The sequence below is a fragment of the Shewanella sp. SACH genome (assembly GCF_001887095.2).
In the GTDB taxonomy this organism is placed as follows: Bacteria; Pseudomonadota; Gammaproteobacteria; order Enterobacterales; family Shewanellaceae; genus Shewanella; species Shewanella baltica.
The window spans coordinates 26,129-46,251 of record NZ_MPDG02000011.1; the positions used below are offsets into that span (position 1 = coordinate 26,129).

The following is a 20,123-nucleotide window of genomic DNA, read 5'->3' on the forward strand; positions in this document are numbered from 1 at the left end:
GATATCAGCAAAACTTAGAGTGCGCCAACTTCTTTGTAATAACGCTCTGCACCTGGGTGTAGCGGTATCGGCAGATTTTTCGTCGCTTTCTCTAAGCTAATAGATTTAGCGGCTGAGTGCGCGTTACCTAGACGATCTAAGTGCTCGAACATGATCTTAGTCATTTGATAGGCTAAATCGTCCGACACGCCGCTTTGCGTTACCAGCAGGTTTTGAATGGCAACGGTTGAAACGTCAGTGGTTTGGCCTTCATAGGTCGATGCTGGGATCACGCCGTGTTGATAGGCAGGGTTGTTAATCTTAGCGATCACATCCTCTGGAATTTCAACAAAGTTGATTGCCATAGTCGCCGCTAAATCGCGGATGGCTGCCATACCGAGACCTGACGATTGCAAGGTCGCGTCTAACTGACGATTTTTGATGAGTTCAACGGATTCGGCATAGGGCAAAAACTCGACTTTACCCATGTCTTCGTAGCTTAAACCGGCCGCCTTGAAAATCGATCTGGCATTGAGTTCGGTACCCGATTTAGGTGCGCCGACAGAGATACGTTTCCCTTTTAAATCGGCCAAGGTTTTAATGCCAGACTCTTTATTGGCAACAATTTGAATGTAGTTAGGGTAAGCAGAGGCGAGCACACGGATTTTATCCAGTGGCGTTTTAAAGCCCGCATCAATATCACCTTGGTAAGCGGCTGCGACTGAGTCACCTAGCGCGAGCGCTAATTCGCCACGACCCGCTTGCAGTAGATTGAGGTTTTCTACCGAGGCTTTCGTCGCTTGAACTGAGGTTTTAGAACCTTCGATTCCAGTGCCATAGAGTTGCGATAGGGCTACACCAATAGGGTAATACACGCCACTGGTGCCACCCGTGAGTATGTTAATAAAAGCGGGTGCGGCGGCCATAGCGGCGGCACTGAGTGTGAGTGTCACGGCGGCGCCGACGGCGACAAAACGTTTTTTGATTTTCATTGTGAAATATCCTTATTTTTTATAATGTTATGTAGGGTCTTTCGAGCTTGGAATACTTTAGCCTGCTGAATATAACTACATAAAACCTGAAAAAGGTCAATTAGGCTATAGTCGATAGCTGCTACTTTTGCATCATAAAACGAAGATTTGAGCTGGTTTTGCAGCGGCGGTATCGTGGGGCTTAACGAGGTCGGTTTAAGGAAAAATGCACAATAAAAAGGGCTAACCTGAGTTAACCCTATTTGTGTTATTTGAGGATGAACCTTTGAATAACAAGACACTATTTAGTGTTATCTAAGAAACCTTTAGTGGCATTTTTCGCGTGTTTTGCTGCTTTCTTTTCTTTAGCAGACAACAGCGGTTGTTTCTTCGATTCTTTACGGTTTTTTTGCTCTTTACTCATATAAAACTCCATGTACTCTTTGGTTATTCATCAGGCTAATCATGTAAGCCGTACTCAATTGAACCTGTTCCATGATGTCCTGATTGAAGCGAAATTTTGATCTCGAATTACAACATTTTAAAATTACAAATATTTAAAATCATTGATAATTATCTGTGAATTTATTTGCCTCAATGAGCGATTACAGCAAAATAATCTTATCACCGAATTCCGTACCATGATCCATCTATCACTTAGAATAATTAACGCTAATGCTAGCGTTAACCTGTATAAGAAATATGCGATCTATAACACTGTACTCCTAATTTCATGAGAGTTTGTCATTTTGTGCGATCGAATGAGTGGGCTCGAACTAAAACTTCACTTAGCACTATATGCCTAGCGTCGACTCGATTTACCTAACATCCCGCCTAATATGCCGCGCAAAATTTGTTTGCCTAATTGGCTACCGACAGTGCGTGCCGCTTGCTTTGACAAGGTCTCCGCTAAACCTTGGCGGCGTTTATTACCAAAAATAAGTTCACTGAACCAACCTTGTTCTTCGGCTTTCTGACCCGTTTGGCCATCATTTGTTGTATCACTTGCTGTGGATGTGGGGTTGCTGGTGGCAACGCCGGTACGTCTTTGGTTAAGCAGTTCGTAGGCCGATTCGCGGTTGATGGAATGATCGTATTTGCCACCAATTGGGCTTTGGGCGCGAACTTGGTGCAATTCCTCACTCGTGGCGGGTCCCATGCGACAACGCGGCGGTGCGATGAGTGCGCGCTCTACCATAGTCGGCACACCCTTGTCGGCCAGCATAGACACTAAAGCTTCGCCCACGCCGAGCTGGGAAATAACCTCACTGACAACCAGTTTGGGGTTAGGCACAAAGGTTTCGGCGGCGGTTTTAACGGCCTTTTGATCCCTTGGCGTATAAGCTCGCAGGGCATGTTGAATGCGATTGCCTAATTGCCCGAGAATTTCGCCCGGCACATCATCAGGAAATTGCGAACAAAAATAAACGCCTACGCCTTTTGAGCGAATAAGGCGCATGATCTGTTCGACGCGTTTTAATAAACTCGGCGGGCAACCTTCAAAGAGTAAATGGGCTTCGTCGATAAAAAACACGAGTTTAGGTTTTTCGGGATCGCCGACTTCGGGCAAATTCTCAAATAATTCTGAGAGTAGCCAGAGTAAAAAACTTGAATATAAACGGGGTGTTAATATCAGTTTGTTCGCCGCTAACAAATTGATGATGCCGCGCCCTTGCAAATTAGTGCGCATTAAATCTTCAAGCTGCAACGCGGGTTCGCCAAAAAAGTCTTTGCCGCCATCGCGCTCTAGTCCTAACACCGATCGCTGAATCGCCGCGAGGGATTGGGCGCTGATCAAACCATATTTGGCGGAGACGTCTTTGCGCTCCTCGGCAACCAAAGCCAGCATGGCCCGCAGATCATCTAAGTCGAGCAACAATAACCCTTGGTCGTCTGCCAGTTGAAACACTATGTCTAAGATGCCGCTTTGGGTGTCATTTAATTCTAAAATTCGGCTGAGTAAGGTTGGGCCCATTTCGCTGATGGTGGTACGCAGTGGATGGCCTTGAACGCCCGCTAAATCCCATAGCACCACAGGGTTGGCTTCGTTGTGATAATCCTCTATGCCAATTTGCGCCGCCCTTTGTAATAGCTTTTCACTTGGGGTGCCCGCGATCGCTAGGCCTGAGATATCACCTTTAACATCCGTGATGAAAACCGGCACGCCTTGGCGCGAAAAACCTTCGGCTAGGCTCATTAGTGATACGGTTTTGCCTGTCCCAGTGGCGCCGGCAATTAATCCATGACGATTAGCATACTTAAGATTTAAGTGAACCTGTTGATCACCTTTCCCAATCAATAGAGTATTCAAGGGCATTCCTTATGTTAACTTTAGCGCCTGCACATAGATTGCAGAGCCTTATTTAAGCCACTGTAGTGCGTCGTATATGGGTATAAAAATTCACCATTGAGTGTTGGCCTTAGCGTAATTTATGTCAACATAGGGCGCGAATGAGCTTCAGATAACAGAGCCTACACGTGGGATTGGCAATGTGCCCCTTGTTAATGGTGAAGATGTGTTATTTTTGTGATCCGCCGAGGCGTGCTTGATGATGAAAACTCCGTTGATTATGCTGGTCTTGTGCTCTACTTTATTGACGTCTGGCTGCGCCGAATTAGCGTGTTCTGCCAGAACTGATGTCGATCCCTATGAGCCTATGCGAGATAAACAGCGCTGTGTCGCCGAGGTGGATAAAAATCTCTATGAGTACCAAAAGGCAAAAGCAGCGGAAGAAAAACAACGGCTGAAAACAGCCATAGAACAAGCAACTCAAAAATCGTTAATTTAGAAAGGATATCTATGAAAGGTGCGGGCGGAACACAGGGCGGGACGGGACAATTTTTTATGGGTCTTGCCATGATGTGTGGCGGATTTTATTTATTGTTCAATGCAATACAAGTGAGCTCTAGCTTTGGACTGGGCTATGGTTTATATCGAGTGAATGCCTTTGGGCAAGGCATGTCGATCACCACAGGCATGGTGATGCTGCCGTTTATTATCGGCATTGTGATGGTGTTTTTTGATGCTAAGAGTAAGTTAGCTTGGCTGTTGAGTTTAGGTTCGCTAACTGCTCTGATTGTAGGGGTTATTAGCTCGATTCAATTCCACTTTAAATCCATGTCGGCCTTTGAACTTATCGTGATCCTCGTTTTGGCCTTTGGTGGTTTGGGATTGTTTTTACGCTCACTGAAAGACGCGCCCACAAGCGATACACAAGCGAAATAACCACTAGACTCTTAATCACTAGACTCTTAACCACTAGGCGCTAGAGTGCAAATACGAAATAAGAGTTGTGCATCTAAGCGATTTTAATAGCGGGTTAACGAGTGTTTTTAACTACAGAGTGAAGGAATGCGATGCGCTGGCGTGACACTGACAGAAGCTCCAATATCGAAGATAGACGCGGCCAGCAAATGGCATCTGCGGGCGTGCCGAGTGCTTTGTTACTCAGGTTCTTGCCCTTTTTGCTGAGAACTAAACTTGGCCGTGTGGTGTTGCTCATCGGCGGCATTTATTTCGCTTTTCAGTATTTTACTGGTGGCCTGTCACTCGACCCCAGCACTCAAGCTAATCTTAGCCAATCCCAATCTAGCTCAACGACCGCGGTACAGGATGAAAATGCCCAGTTTGTGGCGGCCATTTTAGGCACCACAGAAACCGTATGGGGCCAGTTACTAAAAGGGCAATATCGAGAGCCTAAGTTAGTGCTTTATCGCAATATGACCTCCACTGGCTGCGGTATGGGACAGGTGCAGTCTGGGCCTTTCTATTGCCCCGCCGATAGCAAAGTATATATCGATCTTAGCTTTCTCGATGAGCTTAAAACCTTAGGCGCGCCCGGCGATTTTGCCTTTGCCTATGTGATTGCCCACGAGGTAGGTCACCATGTGCAAAACCTGCTGGGCACTAGCACTAAGGTGCGCCAAGCCCAGCAATCTGGCAGCAAAGTGCAGGCGAATCAATTGAGTGTCGCGCTTGAATTACAGGCAGATTGTTACGCGGGGATTTGGGGGCATTATGCCAATCAACAACTTAATTTACTTGAAGCGGGCGATTTAGCGGAAGGCATTGCCGCCGCCAGTGCTGTGGGTGACGATCGCTTGCAACAGATGGCGGGTCGCGCCGTACAGCCCGATGCTTTTACCCACGGTAGTTCGGCGCAGCGGGTGAAATGGTTTAAGACAGGGTTTGATTCGGGTAATCTCGCCAGTTGTAATACCTTTGCGGCGAAGTGATTTTGTTTGATATCTCAAATACGTACCGAACATAAATGCAAGGATAACTGAGTGGCCTTTAACGACACCTTTAGACTGAGCAGCCACGCGGTCATTACTAATGCGCAGGGGCAAGTGCTGTTGCTTAAGGCTAATTACGGTAATTTTGCTTGGGGCTTGCCCGGCGGCGCACTCGAGCCTGGTGAAACGATTCACGAGGCCTTGGTGCGCGAATGCCAAGAGGAATTAGGCTTAAGTGTGCAGGTTAACTATTTGAGCGGCGTGTATTATCACAGCGCCTATCAATCCCAAGCCTTTATCTTTCGTTGTGAACTGGTGTTGCCTGAGTTGCCTGAGGGGCCTGATGTGGCCAAAGATGGGGCAGAAGCCGAGCCATTGCCAATCCACTTAAGCCACGAACATTCAGAGTTTGCCTTCCACGATATCGATACCCTCAGCGCGGTGCAGCAGCAAAGAATCCAAGATTGCCTCAATTTCAACGGCGTTGTGATGAGTGCAAAGTTTTAATGCTTTGTCAGTAAACCGCTGGCCGTTAATCGGCTTGGGTTTGCGCGAGCAAGGTTTCTAAGCAATGTTCCTTGATCCCGTAATAGGATTTAATGTCAGCAATTTGCGCGAGGATTGCGGTGCTGTCTTTCTGATTATGTTGTGGCTTTTTAACGGCTAAAATCATCTTATTTTTATTGGTATGTTCTAGGCTGATAAATTCAAACACCTTAGTCGCATAACCGTTGGCTTCCAAAAATAGCGCGCGTAGTGAATCCGTCACCATTTCAGCCTGTTGGCCCATGTGCACCCCATATTGCAGCATGGGTTTGAACAATTCTGGGCTGTGCATCTGCGGGCGAATTTGTTTATGGCAGCAAGGCGAACACATGATGATGTCGGCATTGGCGCGAATACCATAATGAATCGCATAGTCAGTGGCAATATCGCAGGCATGCAGCGCAATCATCACATCGGTTTGTTTAGGCGCATGGGTTCTCACATCGCCGCAGACAAACGACAAGCCTTGATGATCCAGCGTCGCCGCCGTTTCATTACATAAATCGGCCAAGGCTTGGCGTAATTCTACCCCAGTCACCTGCGCATCATTGTGTAGGCTATGGCGCAGGTAATCATGGATTGCAAAGGTGAGATAACCTTTACCAGACCCAAAATCGACCACATTGATCGGTTGGTCATTCTTGTGGGGTGACGCTTCGAGTGCTTGGCTGAAAACCTCAATAAACTTATTGATTTGTTTCCATTTGCGCGACATCGCAGGGATAAGATTATGTTGGCTGTCCGTCACCCCTAGCTTGGTCAGGAAGGGACGTTCAATATCCACAAAACGCTTTTTCTCACGGTCATGTTCTAACGGCGCCGCGACGGCCTGTTTAACATTATGTGTGCTGATTTGGACTTTACCTTTTTTGCTGATCTCAAGCTGAACTTCTGCCTGCGCCGTAGCTAAGTGGGCACTTTTAAAATCGCTACCGAGTAACAGTTTTATGCTGGCTAAGCCTTCGTCATAACTCAGGTTTTTAGTGATGTGATTCGTCTGGTGTTGGTACACAAACGACAGCACAGGCTCATTCTGCAAACTGATTGGCCGAATCGTAATGCGCTGCAAGCTTTTATCTGCCCCTCGGTACTTAGTTAACAACAGTTTGATCAGACTCTTTTCTGCCAAGCAGTCAGCTAAGTGTGAGTAAAAGTCATCAAAAGAATTGAGTGCTGAATGGGGCATGATTGTTTCCGAAAAAGTAACCAAGAAAAACAGGGTGAGTATTCTAACCGCGATCCGCCGCTACCTAAAGTTATTCTCATCGAGAAAGGGGGTTGAGTTTTGATACATTACTATCTATTTCAGGTAGTCGTGTTAAGCACAGCCACTCCTGTTACAGTCCCAACTCTTGTTTGAATTATTTAATCAAAGTCAAAGTCGTGGGGCTTCACCCCACACCCGACCAAGGAGGACTGCTCGTCCTATCCTCCTTGGATGCTCCATGACGCCCCCAACGGAGTTGAAAGCCCCTTGTGCTCATTGTCAAATTTGCTATCGCTTCCGAAGGATGCGTCCCTGCACCTGCGAAAGCTAGCTCGCCATCCATGGCGAGACTCACGCAATTTGTCTATTCGCCCTGCGGCAACTCCGAGGGGATGCGTATTCCGTCGATTTTGAGTTGTCTGATTGGTCACTTAAAGCATTAAAGAGTTGTTGATGTTCTGTTTCACCCCTCAATAAACTCTCATAAGCTCGACATTTATCGATTTTCATTTGAGGTTGTTCATTTTTATCTATTTATTATCCAACCATGCTCCACTAACCCAATCCACATGATCCGGTATCATATTAATTTCAGATGAGGCGTTAAGTACTTTATGTGCTGCTCGCTCGACCAATTGAAACCACTGTTCATTTACGTCTCTGGTGGGGATAACGTTGCTAGTCTCAGCTTCTTCTAAAAACCAGTCACCTAGGATTTTAGGATTCTGATGAACTCGCCCACCCTGAATAAAGAAGGCTGCAAAATCTTGTTTCATGCGTCTTCCATAAACATCTTGCCATCTCAAATTTGCGGTAATAAACGATTCACCACTTAAATTGCGAGCACAAACGGATGCTGTCTTACCTCCGAAGCTAAAACTACATGCTGTTCGAACAAATAGCTGCATTAAAGACGCGTTCATATCCATCATTACCGTGCTCTTGCGACTTCTTGCCATATCGCGGTATACAGTAATATCGAGGGCACTGGATCGAGTTCCTAACTCATTCATGACGCTATCTGGTAACCTCAATTGGAGTACCTTGTCATCATGTATCCGCTTAACTATTTCGATATTTAACTGCTTGCACATTCCTTCAATAAACGACAGTTGATGAGCTGTTGTTATTATTAATTCGTTTGCTAAATCTTCAGGGTTATAGCGCGAAACGTATTTAAATAGATCACGCTGTAAATTTGTCGCATTTTTCGCACGTTCAAGTGCTTCTTTAATCCTTTCCTCAGTGCGTTCAATTCCACCAGCAGAAGCTTGCTCAAGAATTTCCTCTAGGTCCAAAAGATTAGAGACTTCACCGAGAATGTCGTCTTTTAACGCATCATTAAATTCATCACCTTGCACTGCAGCCATGTCACTAACAACCTGTTCAATACGCTGATACATTAAAGCGATAATTTGTTCATCAACAGTTCCCGGTGAGTTTACGTTAAGCACAACGACTTTCTTCTGCTGACCATATCGATACAAACGGCCTATTCGTTGAACAAGTCGCATTGGGTTCCATGGCAAATCATAGTTGACCATGGTGTGACAATGTTGCTGCAGGTTAATACCTTCGCCACCCGCCTCAGTTGAGATTAAGAATTGCACTTCATTATCAAACTGCCAGATAACGTCTCGTCTTTCATCATGAGACATACCACCGTGCAATAGCACAACTTTATCGTCACCAAACTGACCTGTGATAGCTTCTTTGATGTATTCTTGGGTTGCTCTGTATTCTGAGAAAATTAGAATTTTTTCATTCGGATTATCTTTGAGAAGCTGCTTTAACAACGTATCCATAAAGCGCGATAGTTTGTCATCATGATTTATTAACTTTTCAACTCTAGTGATCAGTAATTTTAGAAGCTCAATCTCACCATCAAAGAACTCTTCACGACTATCTTGGTCAGAACTAACTGTAAACTCTTCTAATTCACCTTGAAAACGTTCATCTTCGACAAAATTAGACTGAATAATTTCATCTAAAACATCGTTTTCTAATCGGCTAAGTCGGCGATATAGTGCCCTTCGGATAGCTGCAACACTTGACGCTGCAAGCTTTCGATAAACCGTCATTACAAAGCCAATCGCATTCCCCGAATAGCCCTTATTTTTTCCCGCTTGATAGCCTTTGCGTAAGTAATCTTGCAGCGCCTGATCAAAATCAATAGATTGCTGATTGACTGGCACTTCTAAAGCAATGGTTGATTTGCCGTGGAATACGAAGTTTCCTTCAGCGTCAGTAACATCGGCCTTGTAGTTCCGTATTACCATGTCCTGAAGCAATACAGGTTTTAATGAAAGCAAAGCAAATTCGTTCTTTCTATCTGGTCTTAACAACTCAAGTAAAGAAATGAACTTATCCTGCATGCCTTGGTGAGGTGTTGCTGTTAGCAGTAGTATCGAGCGAGCCTTTTTTGATCTTCTCAAACTATGCGCCAAATTAAAACGTTCAGAAGTGTCATAGTGAAGACCATATTGCCGACGAGAAAGCCGATGCGCCTCATCAAACACCACCAGATCCCAAGCGTCCGCTTGTAGGAGCAATTCCAAGTGTGACTCTTGTTTCAACTTATCAATGGATGCAATTACATGGTCGTGCATTTTCCATTCACGAGGCTCATGAATATGGAAACTATGACCATATATTTGAAAATCTCCCAATCCAAACTTATCGTGCATCTCCTCCTGCCACTGACGAGTAAGACCAGCAGGAGTAATAAGCAAAATTCTTTTGGCTTGTCCTCGCTGTTGTAATGCATACAGCAACATACCTGTTTCAATTGTCTTCCCTAAGCCAACATCATCAGCAATTAGCCAGTCCAAACTTCCTGAATTCAAGATGCGATGCACTAAATGAATTTGATGCGGCAACGGATCAATATCTAAACTAGAAAGTGCACCAGTGTTTTCATTCCAATTGCGCAACGCATGGGCCAAAGTTTTCAACCGAAAACGTTCTGCTACATTTCCTTCTGATTGAGAACCAACGACATATGCATGTTTTACCCCTTTGATTTGTCTCAAGGCAAAATAGGGAAGCCAGCGCCTCTCGTTGCTTTCTGGAAACTCAACCAAATGCTGTGTAGTACCATTAGCACTTCGACTTTGAATAATAACCCCTTCACCAAACGAATAGAGGTCATCAATTGCCAACATCACGTCTGTACCCAGTCTAAAACCCGAATTAACTTCCGCAGGTCGAACAAACGTTCTTTTATGTTCAGGCAACCATAGTACCTTCAATGTAATAAGCTCACCATCAACGGTCTGCTTTTCTACAATGCCAGTTCGAATAGTGCCATTAGGTAATTTTTGACTAACCCAACACCCTGGAGATGGAGCGCAACTGTTCATATTCTGTGTTCCCTGTCAGCTATATCATCAGTCTAATTTCGATTTAGCTGATAATATTCATCATCATAAATAACATCTTGGCAAAAACGCATATTTCTGAATTCACTACGTTCAATTGAATAGCCGTATAATTCCAATTCTCGGATCAATTCTTGGTCATTAAAATCAATATCACCAATGTCAGAAAAATCTAACTCACGCGCAGTACACATTGAGCCAAAACCAGCCTCATACTCATATAAAACATCATCTTTTTCTAACTGATCGAGCGTGGCATTAAGATATTTTGCAAATGCGCGGTAAGAACGCCTCAGTGATTGACTATTGAACCAACGGTCATAAATACTATCCAGATTCTCTAAAAACACATCATCATCAGATAAGCCGTTTTGACATTGTGAAACAATTGTCACAAAGCGCAAACTTTGTGCCCAACTGAAATTGCTGTAATTGGCGTCACTTTCCCCATTACGATAAAAATTAATCCAATATTTGGAAAGCTGCTGCCAAGTATCTCGCAAAAACTTCGCAGATCTTAATACCTCCGGTTGCATCCCTGCATCAGCATAGAAGTTAAGAAATTTCACAACCGCACCATAAGATTTCACCGAGAAGATATCAGTGAGTAAATCCAGTGTTGAATGGGGCCAGTTATGACGAGCAATAAACGCCGCGGCTAGCTGAACAGCGCGTTGCTCTATCGTGATATGGTCTTCAGCGTAAAAGTCAGCTGATTCAGCTTCGCTTTCAATTAAATCATCTGGGTCAATAAAATAGTTGTCATTTACCCCAATAACCTCATCTAATAACAACTCTGCGGCAGGATCTGTAGCAACATCATAAATATCCGAATATCGATCTGCGTCGCTGCACATGTCGATAGTGATTACATCATCCACCGCACTACCAGCGTCGATTTCGGCGCAATCATTAAAAGTGACTTCGTCATTTACTTCGAACGTTACTGTAGAAATTTCATCCTTAATATCATCTTCAACAGGCTGCTCACCGAAGTGTAGTGATACTGCATCCGAAGTGTTTGCTTCCTGAGGAATTGATCCGTTATTAACGTAAATTGACGATGTATGTGGCTGTTCATTAACGAGGCTAGAATGTTCACTTGAAAAAATCGGAGCTACTTGCTCCTCCATACCGTAAACATATTGATCATGTGTATAGTTAAGCTGCTGATTATCAAGGTAATCGAGGTCAGCTGCATGAATGTATTCATCAACAGTTGGTTCGAAAACGAAGTCATCACGCCGTAATTCATCACGACGTAGAAATGCGTCTCTCGCTTTATCCAGTTTTCCAAGCTTTTTTAAAATGTTTCCGTAAAACTCCCAGATTCGAGGAGTTCCAGTTTCTTCATACAAGTAATACTCTAATACCTTCCTAGCACGCTTAAAATCATGGCCAGCGATAGCACTTTTGACTTGTCGGATTAACATCTCGTCCTTGGGGTTACCGCTCTCCATTGCGTTATATCCTTAATCCTAGTCCCGACCAGACTCTTTTTGAACAGGATTAGCTTTATCAGCTTTTATTTGTGTGAGCACCGCGATATGCCGCATTATTATTCACCTAGCTTGAGTAAAGCTTTTATAAGAGTGCATGTTTCGTTTGATGGACAAGATAAACAAACAAGTGATCATACTCTTCGAGAAAACCAAAAATTTAGAACTCTCTGAGTGATGCCACCAGCTCTAATCCTTAGTTTCAGCGAATTAAGTTCATCTTTAAGTTGTCGAGCTCAATCCAACATATTGACTTTATTTTAATCGTTTCACAGTATCAGATTGATTCAGATAGGCAAAGGTGGATCTAATATTTTGAGATGGTGATAACAAATTTTTAACTGATAGATTAGTTATCAGAAAATTTGAATTAATGAATCAAGCTAATCACCAAAAGGTTACTAAAGCGCTTACTCCCGAATTTAACTTCGAAGTGCGACACTCGGCAATTAAGCCTCTTACCACCGCTTAAGCTTAAGATTTAAACACTTTTTGGCCGGAAGATAACTATATTGTTAGTAAATTCAAATAATTACTAGCTTGCCTCAAATTAAACCCTTTTTTACATGCTGCCGGAGTTATCCATTAGCGTTTTCATTCGCCCCACGTTCAGAACGATAAGAGTATACAAAACACACCTGTGTATCTAGCGTCTTTACTAGCTGGCAGAGTTACGCAAAGGTTAATAGGATTAAGCACTATCATGGAGGTGACCGTTGGCGGCATGGATGCCGTCGTCGAGCCCTCAGGGATGAGTTAATGGCGAGTCACTGGAATGACAGTGCTTAATCAATTTAGTCATTACAACTTAAGTGCAAATCAAGGTGTGGCTCTTGTCTTGAGGATCAAACGCGCAGGCGGGTTTTCTTCTGTTATAATGCCCCCTCGATTTTTTGGAGGCGAGAATGGACGTATCTTCTTTACTAGACGGCCTGAATGATAAGCAGCGCGAGGCTGTCGCGGCACCGCAATCTAGCATGTTAGTGTTGGCGGGCGCGGGCAGTGGTAAAACTCGGGTGTTGACCCACCGCATTGCTTGGCTGATGCAGGTTGAACAGCAGAGTCCTTACTCGATTCTTGCGGTGACATTTACCAATAAAGCTGCGGCTGAGATGCGCGAGCGAGTTGAAAAAGTCGCTGGCACCAATATGGGTCGCATGTGGATTGGCACTTTCCACGGCTTGGCGCATCGTTTGTTACGCACTCACTTCCAAGATGCGGGTTTACCGCAAAGCTTCCAAATCCTTGATTCTGACGATCAAGTGCGTTTGATCAAACGTATTCTTAAAAGCTTAAATTTGGATGAGAAACAATATCCTCCACGCCAAGCTCAGGGTTATATCAATGGTAAAAAAGACCAAGGATTACGCCCTAAACATATCGATGCGGGCGGTTTTCCGCTTGAGCAAAATCTGTTAAAAATCTATCAGGTTTATCAAGAATCCTGTGACCGCGCAGGTTTAGTCGATTTTGCCGAAATCCTATTACGTGCCCATGAGTTATGGCTCAATAAGCCGCACTTGTTGGCCCATTATCAAGACAGATTCAAGCATATTTTGGTGGACGAGTTCCAAGATACCAACGCGATCCAATATGCGTGGATCCGTGTGCTCGCCGGTCAAACTGCCAATGTGATGATAGTCGGTGATGACGACCAATCGATTTACGGCTGGCGCGGCGCTCAGGTTGAAAACTTACATCGATTCTTAAAAGATTTCCCGACGGCGACCACGATTCGCCTCGAACAAAACTATCGCTCTAAGGGTAATATTCTTAAAGCTTCCAACGCCTTAATCGCCAATAACCCAGAACGTATGGGCAAAGAGTTGTGGACGGATGAAGCCGATGGCGATCCAATTTCGCTCTATTGCGCCTTTAATGAAATGGACGAGGCGCGCTTTATTGTCGGCCGAATTAATGATTGGCATGAAAAGGGCGGCAACCTCAGTGATTGTGCGATTCTATATCGTTCTAACGCTCAGTCGCGAGTATTGGAAGAAGCCTTATTACACAAAGGCTTAGCTTATCGAATCTACGGCGGTTTACGCTTCTTCGAACGCCAAGAAATTAAAGATGCCATGGGTTACCTGCGGTTGATCAATAACAAAGACGACGATGCGGCATTCGAGCGTGTGGTGAACACGCCGCCCCGTGGCATTGGCGATCGCACTTTGGATATTTTGCGCTCCACGGCGCGTCAGCATGAATTAACCCTGTGGCAGGCGAGTGTGCGTTTGCTCGACGAGAAAGTGCTCGCGGGCCGCGCAGCAAATTCTGTGCGTGGTTTCATGGACTTAATCATGACCATGCGTGAAGACACCCAAGATATGGTGCTGTATCGCATGGCCGATACTGTGATCCAAGCTTCGGGTCTTAAGGCCATGTATGAGGCCGAAAAGGGTGAAAAAGCCCACGCTAGAATCGAAAACTTAGAAGAATTAGTCACAGCGGCGCGTACCTTCGAAATGCCAGAAGAGCTGGAGGACATGGGCGAACTTAACGGTTTTCTCTCCCACGCGGCGCTCGAAGCAGGCGAAGGCCAAGCCGATGCCTTTACCGATGCGGTGCAGCTAATGACACTGCATTCTGCCAAAGGGCTAGAGTTCACTATGGTGTTTATGGCGGGTGTCGAAGAAGGGATCTTCCCGAGTAAAATGGCGCTTGAAGAGGGCGATAGACTCGATGAAGAACGCCGCCTCTGCTATGTGGGCATGACCCGCGCCATGGAAAAACTCTACATTACCTATGCGGAATCGCGCCGTATTTATGGCCGAGAAGATTACGCCCGACCATCGCGTTTTATCAAAGAGCTCCCGCCGCAATATGTGGATGAAATCCGCCTCAAGGCGCAGGTTTCAACGCCAATGGCGAATAATCGTTTTAGCACTCAAAAGTCGGCTGCGACAAACGATACCGGTTTTAACGTCGGCCAACGAGTCAATCACCCTAAATTTGGTGAAGGCAAGGTGACCAACTTTGAGGGCAGCGGTGCCCAAGGGCGCGTGCAAGTCAGCTTTACTGACTTTGGCAGCAAGTGGTTAGTCGTGGCTTACGCTCGTTTAGAAGCGCTGTGATGACTGCCATCATCACGATAAATGTCAGCTTTTTGTGACACGCTTTTAGGGGATGAATTCGCATCGGGAGAAGCATGGGTATATGATGCTAAGCCTGAAAACGAGTGGAAACTTGAGGGTATTGGGAGTACCTAGTTAATGAATTTAAAGCAAAAGTGGGATGTGTATTCCCGTCTTACTCGAATCGACCGCCCCATAGGTACGCTATTATTGCTGTGGCCATGTTTGATGGCGCTAATGTTAGCTGCGGGTGGTATGCCGGATCTTAAGGTATTGGTTATCTTCATTATTGGCGTAGTGATCATGCGTGCCTGTGGCTGCATTATTAACGACTATGCCGATCGCGATCTCGATTCTTTTGTTGAACGCACTCGATCCCGCCCGCTAGCCAGTGGCGAAATCAGCACCAAAGAAGCGCTGATACTGTTCGTCATTTTAGGTTTATCCGCTTTTGGTTTAGTTTTATTACTCAATGGATTAGTCGTTAAATTATCCGTTGTCGGTATTATCCTCACGATTATTTATCCCTTCACTAAACGCATCACCAACATGCCACAGATGTTTTTAGGCATAGTGTGGAGTTGGTCTATCCCTATGGCTTACGCCGCACAAACGGGTGAAGTGCCGATGGAGGCTTGGTGGTTATTTGCCGCCAATTGGTGTTGGACTGTCGCCTACGACACTATGTATGCCATGGTAGATAGGGATGATGATCTAAAAGTGGGTATTAAATCTACTGCGATTTTGTTTGGTAAATATGATCGCCAAATCATAGGCTTATTTCAGCTTGCCGCCTTGGCTTGTTTTATCGCCGCAGGTTGGAGCGCCGATCGTGGTTTGCTCTATGGTTTAGGTATACTGACTTTTGTCGGTTTTAGTACTTACCAACAAATGCTGATCTTTGATCGCGAACGAGCCCCTTGTTTTAAAGCCTTCCTCAATAATAACTGGGCAGGCTTAGCCTTATTTGTTGGGCTGGGTGCGGACTATTTGATTTAACGAGTACCGTTTACGCTGGGCAGATCCTGATGGATCATCCATTGATTTTCCGGCGCTAATATTTGTTCTAAATCGATTTGGTGGATGTTGTCTTGGGAGATGACCTTGATAACAGGGCTCACTCTGCGGGGATAAGGCGCACCTTCGAGTGCGCGCACCGCGAGATCGATGGCAATTCGAGCCTGCAATACCGGTGAGTCACTGACTGTCGCGAGTAGCTGCTTTTTCTGCACTAATTCTATAGTTTGCGCATTAGAGTAAAATGCGATGACTTTGCCGGTTTGATTCCGGCGTCCATCTAAAAAGCGCGCCGCGAACGTGGCCGCCACCGCATTGGCAATTACATAATCTACGCTTTGTTTTGCAAGTACTTTTCGCACCAAATCCGCTTGAACAAATAACTCCGTCGTACCGTAACCGCCTTCAATTGTGTCGAACTCTTGTTTAGCTGCCGCTTGTCTAAACCCTTGTTCCGCCGCCATTACCCAAGATGCGCCCTTAGGCCCAGGAAACCACGCCACCTTAAGCTTAGGTGACTCCTGATTGATAGCTTCTCGCTGCAGCGCCGCAATATATTCTGTCGCCGCAACGGACATATCTTCAAAGCTGACTAAGGAGCGACTCGTGAGTTTGTCGGTCGCGATACCATTGACTAAATCGATAACCGGAATGCCCGCAGCGCTGAGTTGTTCAATATCCGCAATCAGTCCGTCAGCGGTATTGGCGGCAATAATATAAGCTTGAGCCTTGAGTGCATAACAATCATGGAGTTGCTGTTTTTGCTGCTCAATCTTGTCATATCCACCAGCATCATAAATGCCAAGCGTTACGCCTTGGCGCTCGGCTTCTTGTGATAATCCAAAGGCGACGCCCCACCAATATTGATCTTTACCGTGGGGAAGTAAGGCACAGATCCGCCATGCTTTATTGGCCTTAGTGAGTGGCGTGTAGAGGGTCTTTTGACCGTCGGCAATGACATCGGCGGGATACCAAGCTGCCTGCACTGCAAAGACGAAACTACTGAGGGTTAAGAGGAGGCAAATCCTGAGGGAACGGGCGAAGAATGCAGTCAAGTGCATAGGCTCATCATGGTAAGTGAACAGTGAACTAAGCATAGAACAAGGATCCGTAGTTGCTTAATCATAGTTAAATAAAGCTAATTTATTGTTTAATAACAAGCGTAAAGCAGTACTGTTATGGTTTGGTCGCAAAGATATAAAATGACTTAAACGCCGTGGGGCAAAGCATCCGCAGGCTTTACGCTTTGGCTCGTTCACTGAATGCTTAAGTTTACATTTCACGTTGAAGGCTTAATGGCTGCGGGCTAGTTTTCGCCCTCGTGCTTGGTCTATAGTGCATGACTTATAGTGGCTTTCTATTGTCAACATCATGCTTGGGTAACAAGGAGTCGTTATGTTTATTCCGCCAGGATTTTCACGGGTTAGCCCGTATATGATTATCAACAATGCCGATAGTTTAGTGGCCTTTATGCAAAAAGCCTTTGATGCTAAAGCGCTACATATTTCTCATCGATTGGATGGCAAAATAGCCAATGCGCAGATGCAAATCGGCGACTGCCTATTTATGTTAAGCGAGGCGAGTGAAGCGTTTCCGCCAATGCCAGCATCCTACTATTTGTATGTGGCAGATGCCGATAAATCGGTAGCTCAGGCGCTTGCTGCTGCGGGCGAGTTAATCATGGAAGTAGCGGATAAACCCTATGGCGATCGCCAAGGTGGAGTGCGGGATCCCGTGGGCAATTTGTGGTGGATCTCCCAGCGTTTAGCCGCAGGACCATATCAGGATTGAGCGTTAAGTGATAACCAGTCAAAGGAGATGATGTATGCCGTGCCAGTTAACCCGATTATTTGGAATCGAATTGCCAATTATTCAAGCGCCTATGGCGGGTGTTCAGGGCAGTGCCTTAACGATAGCCGTGTCGCAAGCGGGTGCGTTGGGATCTTTGCCCTGCGCCATGTTATCCCTTGAAGCCTTAGATGCCGCGTTGATACAGATCCGCGCCCAGACGACTAAGCCCATCAATGTAAATTTCTTTTGTCATCACGAGCCCGAACCGCAAGCGGCGAAACAAGCTGCATGGCTCAAGCAACTCGCGCCTTATTTTGCTGAGCTGGGTATCCATTCTGATACCCACGCTGCGGGAGCACAACGCGCGCCCTATACAAGTGCTCAGGCTGAAGTGTTAGCTAAATTCAAACCTGAGGTTGTGAGTTTTCACTTTGGTTTACCCAATGAAGACTTGTTGCTGGAGATAAAATCTTGGGGATCTAAGATCATCTCGACGGCGACCACAGTGGAAGAGGCGCTCTGGTTAGAAGCGCGTGGCGTAGATGCCATTATTGCGCAGGGCTTAGAAGCTGGCGGCCATAGAGGACATTTCTTATCCGATGATTTGACTGAGCAACTCGGCACTTTTAGTTTATTGCCGCAAATCATTACTGCCGTTGATGTGCCCGTTATCGCAGCGGGTGGCATAGTCGATGCCAAAACCGTGCATGCCGCCATGGCGATGGGCGCTTCGGCGGTGCAAGTTGGGACGGCTTATTTACTTTGCCCTGAATGCACCACCAGTGAGATCCATCGTGCCGCACTGCAAAGTGAGGCGGCGCTGCATACGGCTCTGACTAACTTATTTTCTGGTCGCCCCGCACGCGGCATAGTGAATCGTTTTATGGTTGAACTTGGACCTATCAATAACGCAGTACCGGATTTTCCGCTCGCCTCCAGTGCCGTCGCAGGATTGCGAAGCGCCGCCGAGCAACAAGGATTTGGCGATTTTAGCCCACTTTGGTGCGGCCAAAATGCAACCGGCTGTCAGGCGATTCCCGCCGCAGAGCTCACCAAGCAATTGGCGTTAGGCTTGATAGTTTAAGATGTTGTATTAATAGACCATTAATACTCATTGATATGCTCACCAAGGCTTACATTTTACATGGCTAAATTAGCGGCTTGTTAGTTTATACTCACTGGTTAAAGGTTGGCTGCTGGGTAGACTGTCACTCCCTTTAATTATGTATTTTCTGTGTAAATGGCTGCAAATCACTGGCCCCATAGTCGTGGATGCGAGTGATCTATCAATTTAAGGAAAACACTATGTTGTTACGTCAAATCATTGTTATGTGCCTTGCCGTCGTGAGTTTTGCTACGTTTGCGGGCGACAAAGCCTATCAAGATATTGCACTTAAAACCTATCCCGAACAGCAGCAAGTGACCTTAGGCAGCGTTGCGGGTAACAAGCCGATATACCTAAAGTTTTGGGCAACTTGGTGTCAGCCTTGTATGGAACAAATGCCGCATTTTGAAGCCCTGCAAAAGAAGTATCAGGACAAGATTAATATCGTCGCAGTGAACATCAATATTAATGAAGAGCAGCCTAAGATCGCTGACGTTATCGCGCGCTTCGGGCTCACTATGCCAGTGTGGTTGGATAATGAAGGTGAGTTGGGTGTGGCTTTAGGCTTGGTCGGCACGCCATATAGTGTATTGATCAATCGTGGTGGTGATGTGGTTTACACTAGCCACGAGTCAGACGCTAATTTAGATAAATTTATTGATATGTTGGCGAATGGCCAAGAGTTGACGGCGCAGGCAACAGAGGCGCCCAGTGCCGAGCAAACGGCTAAGTTACTGAAGCCTTGGGAACAAGGTGAGCATTTACTCTTTTTCACTGCAACCTGGTGTGATTGGTACTTGGCTGAGAGCCGTCCAGAAATGTCGAAAGAGTGTATTGCCGTCCAAAAAGGCTTAAATAATCTCGCGCAAAAAGTGCCGAATAAAGCGTGGCATGGTGTGGTCAATCACCTGTGGACAGACGATAAAGCGCTCGAAGATTTTAAGCAGCTTTATCAGACTAAAATCGATTTTAGTATCGATGAGTTAGGCGTGTTATTTAATCATTTTAAAATCCGCAATATCCCGACGTTACTGTGGGTTAAGGACGGGAAAGTCGTTCAGCGCATTACCGACTTTAGTCAGTCAGAGCAACTCGTTAAGCAGCTCTCGGCTCAATAAGCTCATTTCAACTGTTAGGCCTTTGATAGATAGCCAAAGGCCTTTTTCTTAAAAGATTGAATCGATACACAACGCAATATTCGGTATTAAAGTGATTGCCCATGGGAAGCGCTGCGCAATAAACTGACTCACAGAACGGGTTGAACTCAAACGTTAACGGTTGGCACAATGCCGAGTGTTTTCCATCTTATCGTTGGATT

16 protein-coding genes are annotated in these 20,123 nt (G+C 45.6%); 9 read left to right on the top strand and 7 right to left on the bottom strand.

From position 1 onward, the window contains the following. Nucleotides 1-14: 14 nt before the first annotated feature. From BM607_RS21105 to BM607_RS21115, 3 genes are all read right to left on the bottom strand, one after another. Nucleotides 15-971 carry a TAXI family TRAP transporter solute-binding subunit gene (locus tag BM607_RS21105; protein WP_006079923.1) on the bottom strand — a complete coding sequence of 319 codons (957 nt, stop codon included), beginning with the start codon at nt 969-971 and terminating at the stop codon, nt 15-17. A 280-nt stretch (nt 972-1,251) separates the two neighbouring features. Next, nucleotides 1,252-1,374 carry a hypothetical protein gene (locus tag BM607_RS22270; RefSeq protein ID WP_006079924.1) on the bottom strand — a complete coding sequence of 41 codons (123 nt, stop codon included), beginning with the start codon at nt 1,372-1,374 and terminating at the stop codon, nt 1,252-1,254. 378 nt (nt 1,375-1,752) lie between these two features. Next, nucleotides 1,753-3,261 carry a helicase HerA-like domain-containing protein gene (locus tag BM607_RS21115; protein WP_071940035.1) on the bottom strand — a complete coding sequence of 503 codons (1,509 nt, stop codon included), beginning with the start codon at nt 3,259-3,261 and terminating at the stop codon, nt 1,753-1,755. Between the two features lie 238 nt (nt 3,262-3,499). Here BM607_RS21115 and BM607_RS21120 point away from each other — a divergent pair, with 238 nt between their 5' ends. From BM607_RS21120 to BM607_RS21135, 4 genes are all read left to right on the top strand, one after another. After that, entirely contained in the window at nt 3,500-3,739 is a 240-nt protein-coding gene (locus BM607_RS21120; protein ID WP_071940034.1) for a hypothetical protein, read from the top strand. Nucleotides 3,740-3,750: 11 nt separating this feature from the next. Next, complete coding sequence (locus BM607_RS21125; protein WP_006084327.1) at nt 3,751-4,176, top strand: hypothetical protein; 426 nt, start codon at nt 3,751-3,753, stop codon at nt 4,174-4,176. A 131-nt stretch (nt 4,177-4,307) separates the two neighbouring features. Continuing rightward, complete coding sequence (locus tag BM607_RS21130) at nt 4,308-5,186, top strand: neutral zinc metallopeptidase (protein WP_071940033.1); 879 nt, start codon at nt 4,308-4,310, stop codon at nt 5,184-5,186. A 51-nt stretch (nt 5,187-5,237) separates the two neighbouring features. After that, nucleotides 5,238-5,693, top strand: a complete 456-nt coding sequence (locus BM607_RS21135) for an NUDIX domain-containing protein (RefSeq protein ID WP_071940032.1) — start codon at nt 5,238-5,240, stop codon at nt 5,691-5,693. Nucleotides 5,694-5,718: 25 nt separating this feature from the next. Here BM607_RS21135 and BM607_RS21140 read toward each other — a convergent pair whose 3' ends face one another. The 3 genes from BM607_RS21140 to BM607_RS21150 all read right to left on the bottom strand — a co-directional run bounded on the left by BM607_RS21140 (nt 5,719) and on the right by BM607_RS21150 (nt 11,779). Continuing rightward, nucleotides 5,719-6,918 carry an SAM-dependent methyltransferase gene (locus tag BM607_RS21140; protein WP_071940031.1) on the bottom strand — a complete coding sequence of 400 codons (1,200 nt, stop codon included), beginning with the start codon at nt 6,916-6,918 and terminating at the stop codon, nt 5,719-5,721. Nucleotides 6,919-7,469: 551 nt separating this feature from the next. Then, nucleotides 7,470-10,301: a helicase-related protein gene (locus BM607_RS21145; protein ID WP_071940030.1), complete on the bottom strand. Its 2,832-nt coding sequence runs from the start codon at nt 10,299-10,301 to the stop codon at nt 7,470-7,472. A gap of 32 nt (nt 10,302-10,333) precedes the next feature. Then, entirely contained in the window at nt 10,334-11,779 is a 1,446-nt protein-coding gene (locus BM607_RS21150; protein WP_071940029.1) for a hypothetical protein, read from the bottom strand. Nucleotides 11,780-12,723: 944 nt separating this feature from the next. Here BM607_RS21150 and uvrD point away from each other — a divergent pair. After that, nucleotides 12,724-14,892: a DNA helicase II gene (uvrD, locus tag BM607_RS21155; protein WP_071940028.1), complete on the top strand. Its 2,169-nt coding sequence runs from the start codon at nt 12,724-12,726 to the stop codon at nt 14,890-14,892. 138 nt (nt 14,893-15,030) lie between these two features. Further along, the gene (ubiA, locus tag BM607_RS21160; protein ID WP_012197690.1) at nt 15,031-15,891 is read left to right on the top strand and encodes a 4-hydroxybenzoate octaprenyltransferase; all 861 of its coding nucleotides are present in this window, start codon (nt 15,031-15,033) and stop codon (nt 15,889-15,891) included. Here the strand turns inward: ubiA and torT are convergent. Then, entirely contained in the window at nt 15,888-17,006 is a 1,119-nt protein-coding gene (gene torT, locus BM607_RS21165) for a TMAO reductase system periplasmic protein TorT (RefSeq protein WP_249269621.1), read from the bottom strand. The genes ubiA and torT overlap by 4 nt on opposite strands. Before the next feature lie 298 nt (nt 17,007-17,304). Here torT and BM607_RS21170 point away from each other — a divergent pair, with 298 nt between their 5' ends. The 3 genes from BM607_RS21170 to BM607_RS21180 all read left to right on the top strand — a co-directional run bounded on the left by BM607_RS21170 (nt 17,305) and on the right by BM607_RS21180 (nt 19,923). Further along, complete coding sequence (locus BM607_RS21170; RefSeq protein ID WP_012197687.1) at nt 17,305-17,700, top strand: VOC family protein; 396 nt, start codon at nt 17,305-17,307, stop codon at nt 17,698-17,700. Between the two features lie 34 nt (nt 17,701-17,734). After that, entirely contained in the window at nt 17,735-18,784 is a 1,050-nt protein-coding gene (locus BM607_RS21175) for a nitronate monooxygenase (RefSeq protein ID WP_071940027.1), read from the top strand. A gap of 221 nt (nt 18,785-19,005) precedes the next feature. After that, nucleotides 19,006-19,923, top strand: coding sequence for a redoxin family protein (locus BM607_RS21180; protein ID WP_071940026.1), 918 nt, complete (start codon nt 19,006-19,008; stop codon nt 19,921-19,923). Nucleotides 19,924-20,123: the final 200 nt, after the last annotated feature.

What these genes read in the sequence shown, in the direction of transcription:
- BM607_RS21105 (WP_006079923.1), bottom strand. Translation starts at nt 971, where the DNA reads ATGAAAATCAAAAAACGTTTTGTCGCCGTCGGCGCCGCCGTGACACTC.
- BM607_RS22270 (WP_006079924.1), bottom strand. Translation starts at nt 1,374, where the DNA reads ATGAGTAAAGAGCAAAAAAACCGTAAAGAATCGAAGAAACAACCGCTG.
- BM607_RS21120 (WP_071940034.1), top strand. Translation starts at nt 3,500, where the DNA reads ATGATGAAAACTCCGTTGATTATGCTGGTCTTGTGCTCTACTTTATTG.
- BM607_RS21125 (WP_006084327.1), top strand. Translation starts at nt 3,751, where the DNA reads ATGAAAGGTGCGGGCGGAACACAGGGCGGGACGGGACAATTTTTTATG.
- BM607_RS21130 (WP_071940033.1), top strand. Translation starts at nt 4,308, where the DNA reads ATGCGCTGGCGTGACACTGACAGAAGCTCCAATATCGAAGATAGACGC.
- BM607_RS21140 (WP_071940031.1), bottom strand. Translation starts at nt 6,918, where the DNA reads ATGCCCCATTCAGCACTCAATTCTTTTGATGACTTTTACTCACACTTA.
- BM607_RS21145 (WP_071940030.1), bottom strand. Translation starts at nt 10,301, where the DNA reads ATGAACAGTTGCGCTCCATCTCCAGGGTGTTGGGTTAGTCAAAAATTA.
- BM607_RS21150 (WP_071940029.1), bottom strand. Translation starts at nt 11,779, where the DNA reads ATGGAGAGCGGTAACCCCAAGGACGAGATGTTAATCCGACAAGTCAAA.
- uvrD (WP_071940028.1), top strand. Translation starts at nt 12,724, where the DNA reads ATGGACGTATCTTCTTTACTAGACGGCCTGAATGATAAGCAGCGCGAG.
- ubiA (WP_012197690.1), top strand. Translation starts at nt 15,031, where the DNA reads ATGAATTTAAAGCAAAAGTGGGATGTGTATTCCCGTCTTACTCGAATC.
- torT (WP_249269621.1), bottom strand. Translation starts at nt 17,006, where the DNA reads ATGCTTAGTTCACTGTTCACTTACCATGATGAGCCTATGCACTTGACT.
- BM607_RS21170 (WP_012197687.1), top strand. Translation starts at nt 17,305, where the DNA reads ATGTTTATTCCGCCAGGATTTTCACGGGTTAGCCCGTATATGATTATC.
- BM607_RS21175 (WP_071940027.1), top strand. Translation starts at nt 17,735, where the DNA reads ATGCCGTGCCAGTTAACCCGATTATTTGGAATCGAATTGCCAATTATT.
- BM607_RS21180 (WP_071940026.1), top strand. Translation starts at nt 19,006, where the DNA reads ATGTTGTTACGTCAAATCATTGTTATGTGCCTTGCCGTCGTGAGTTTT.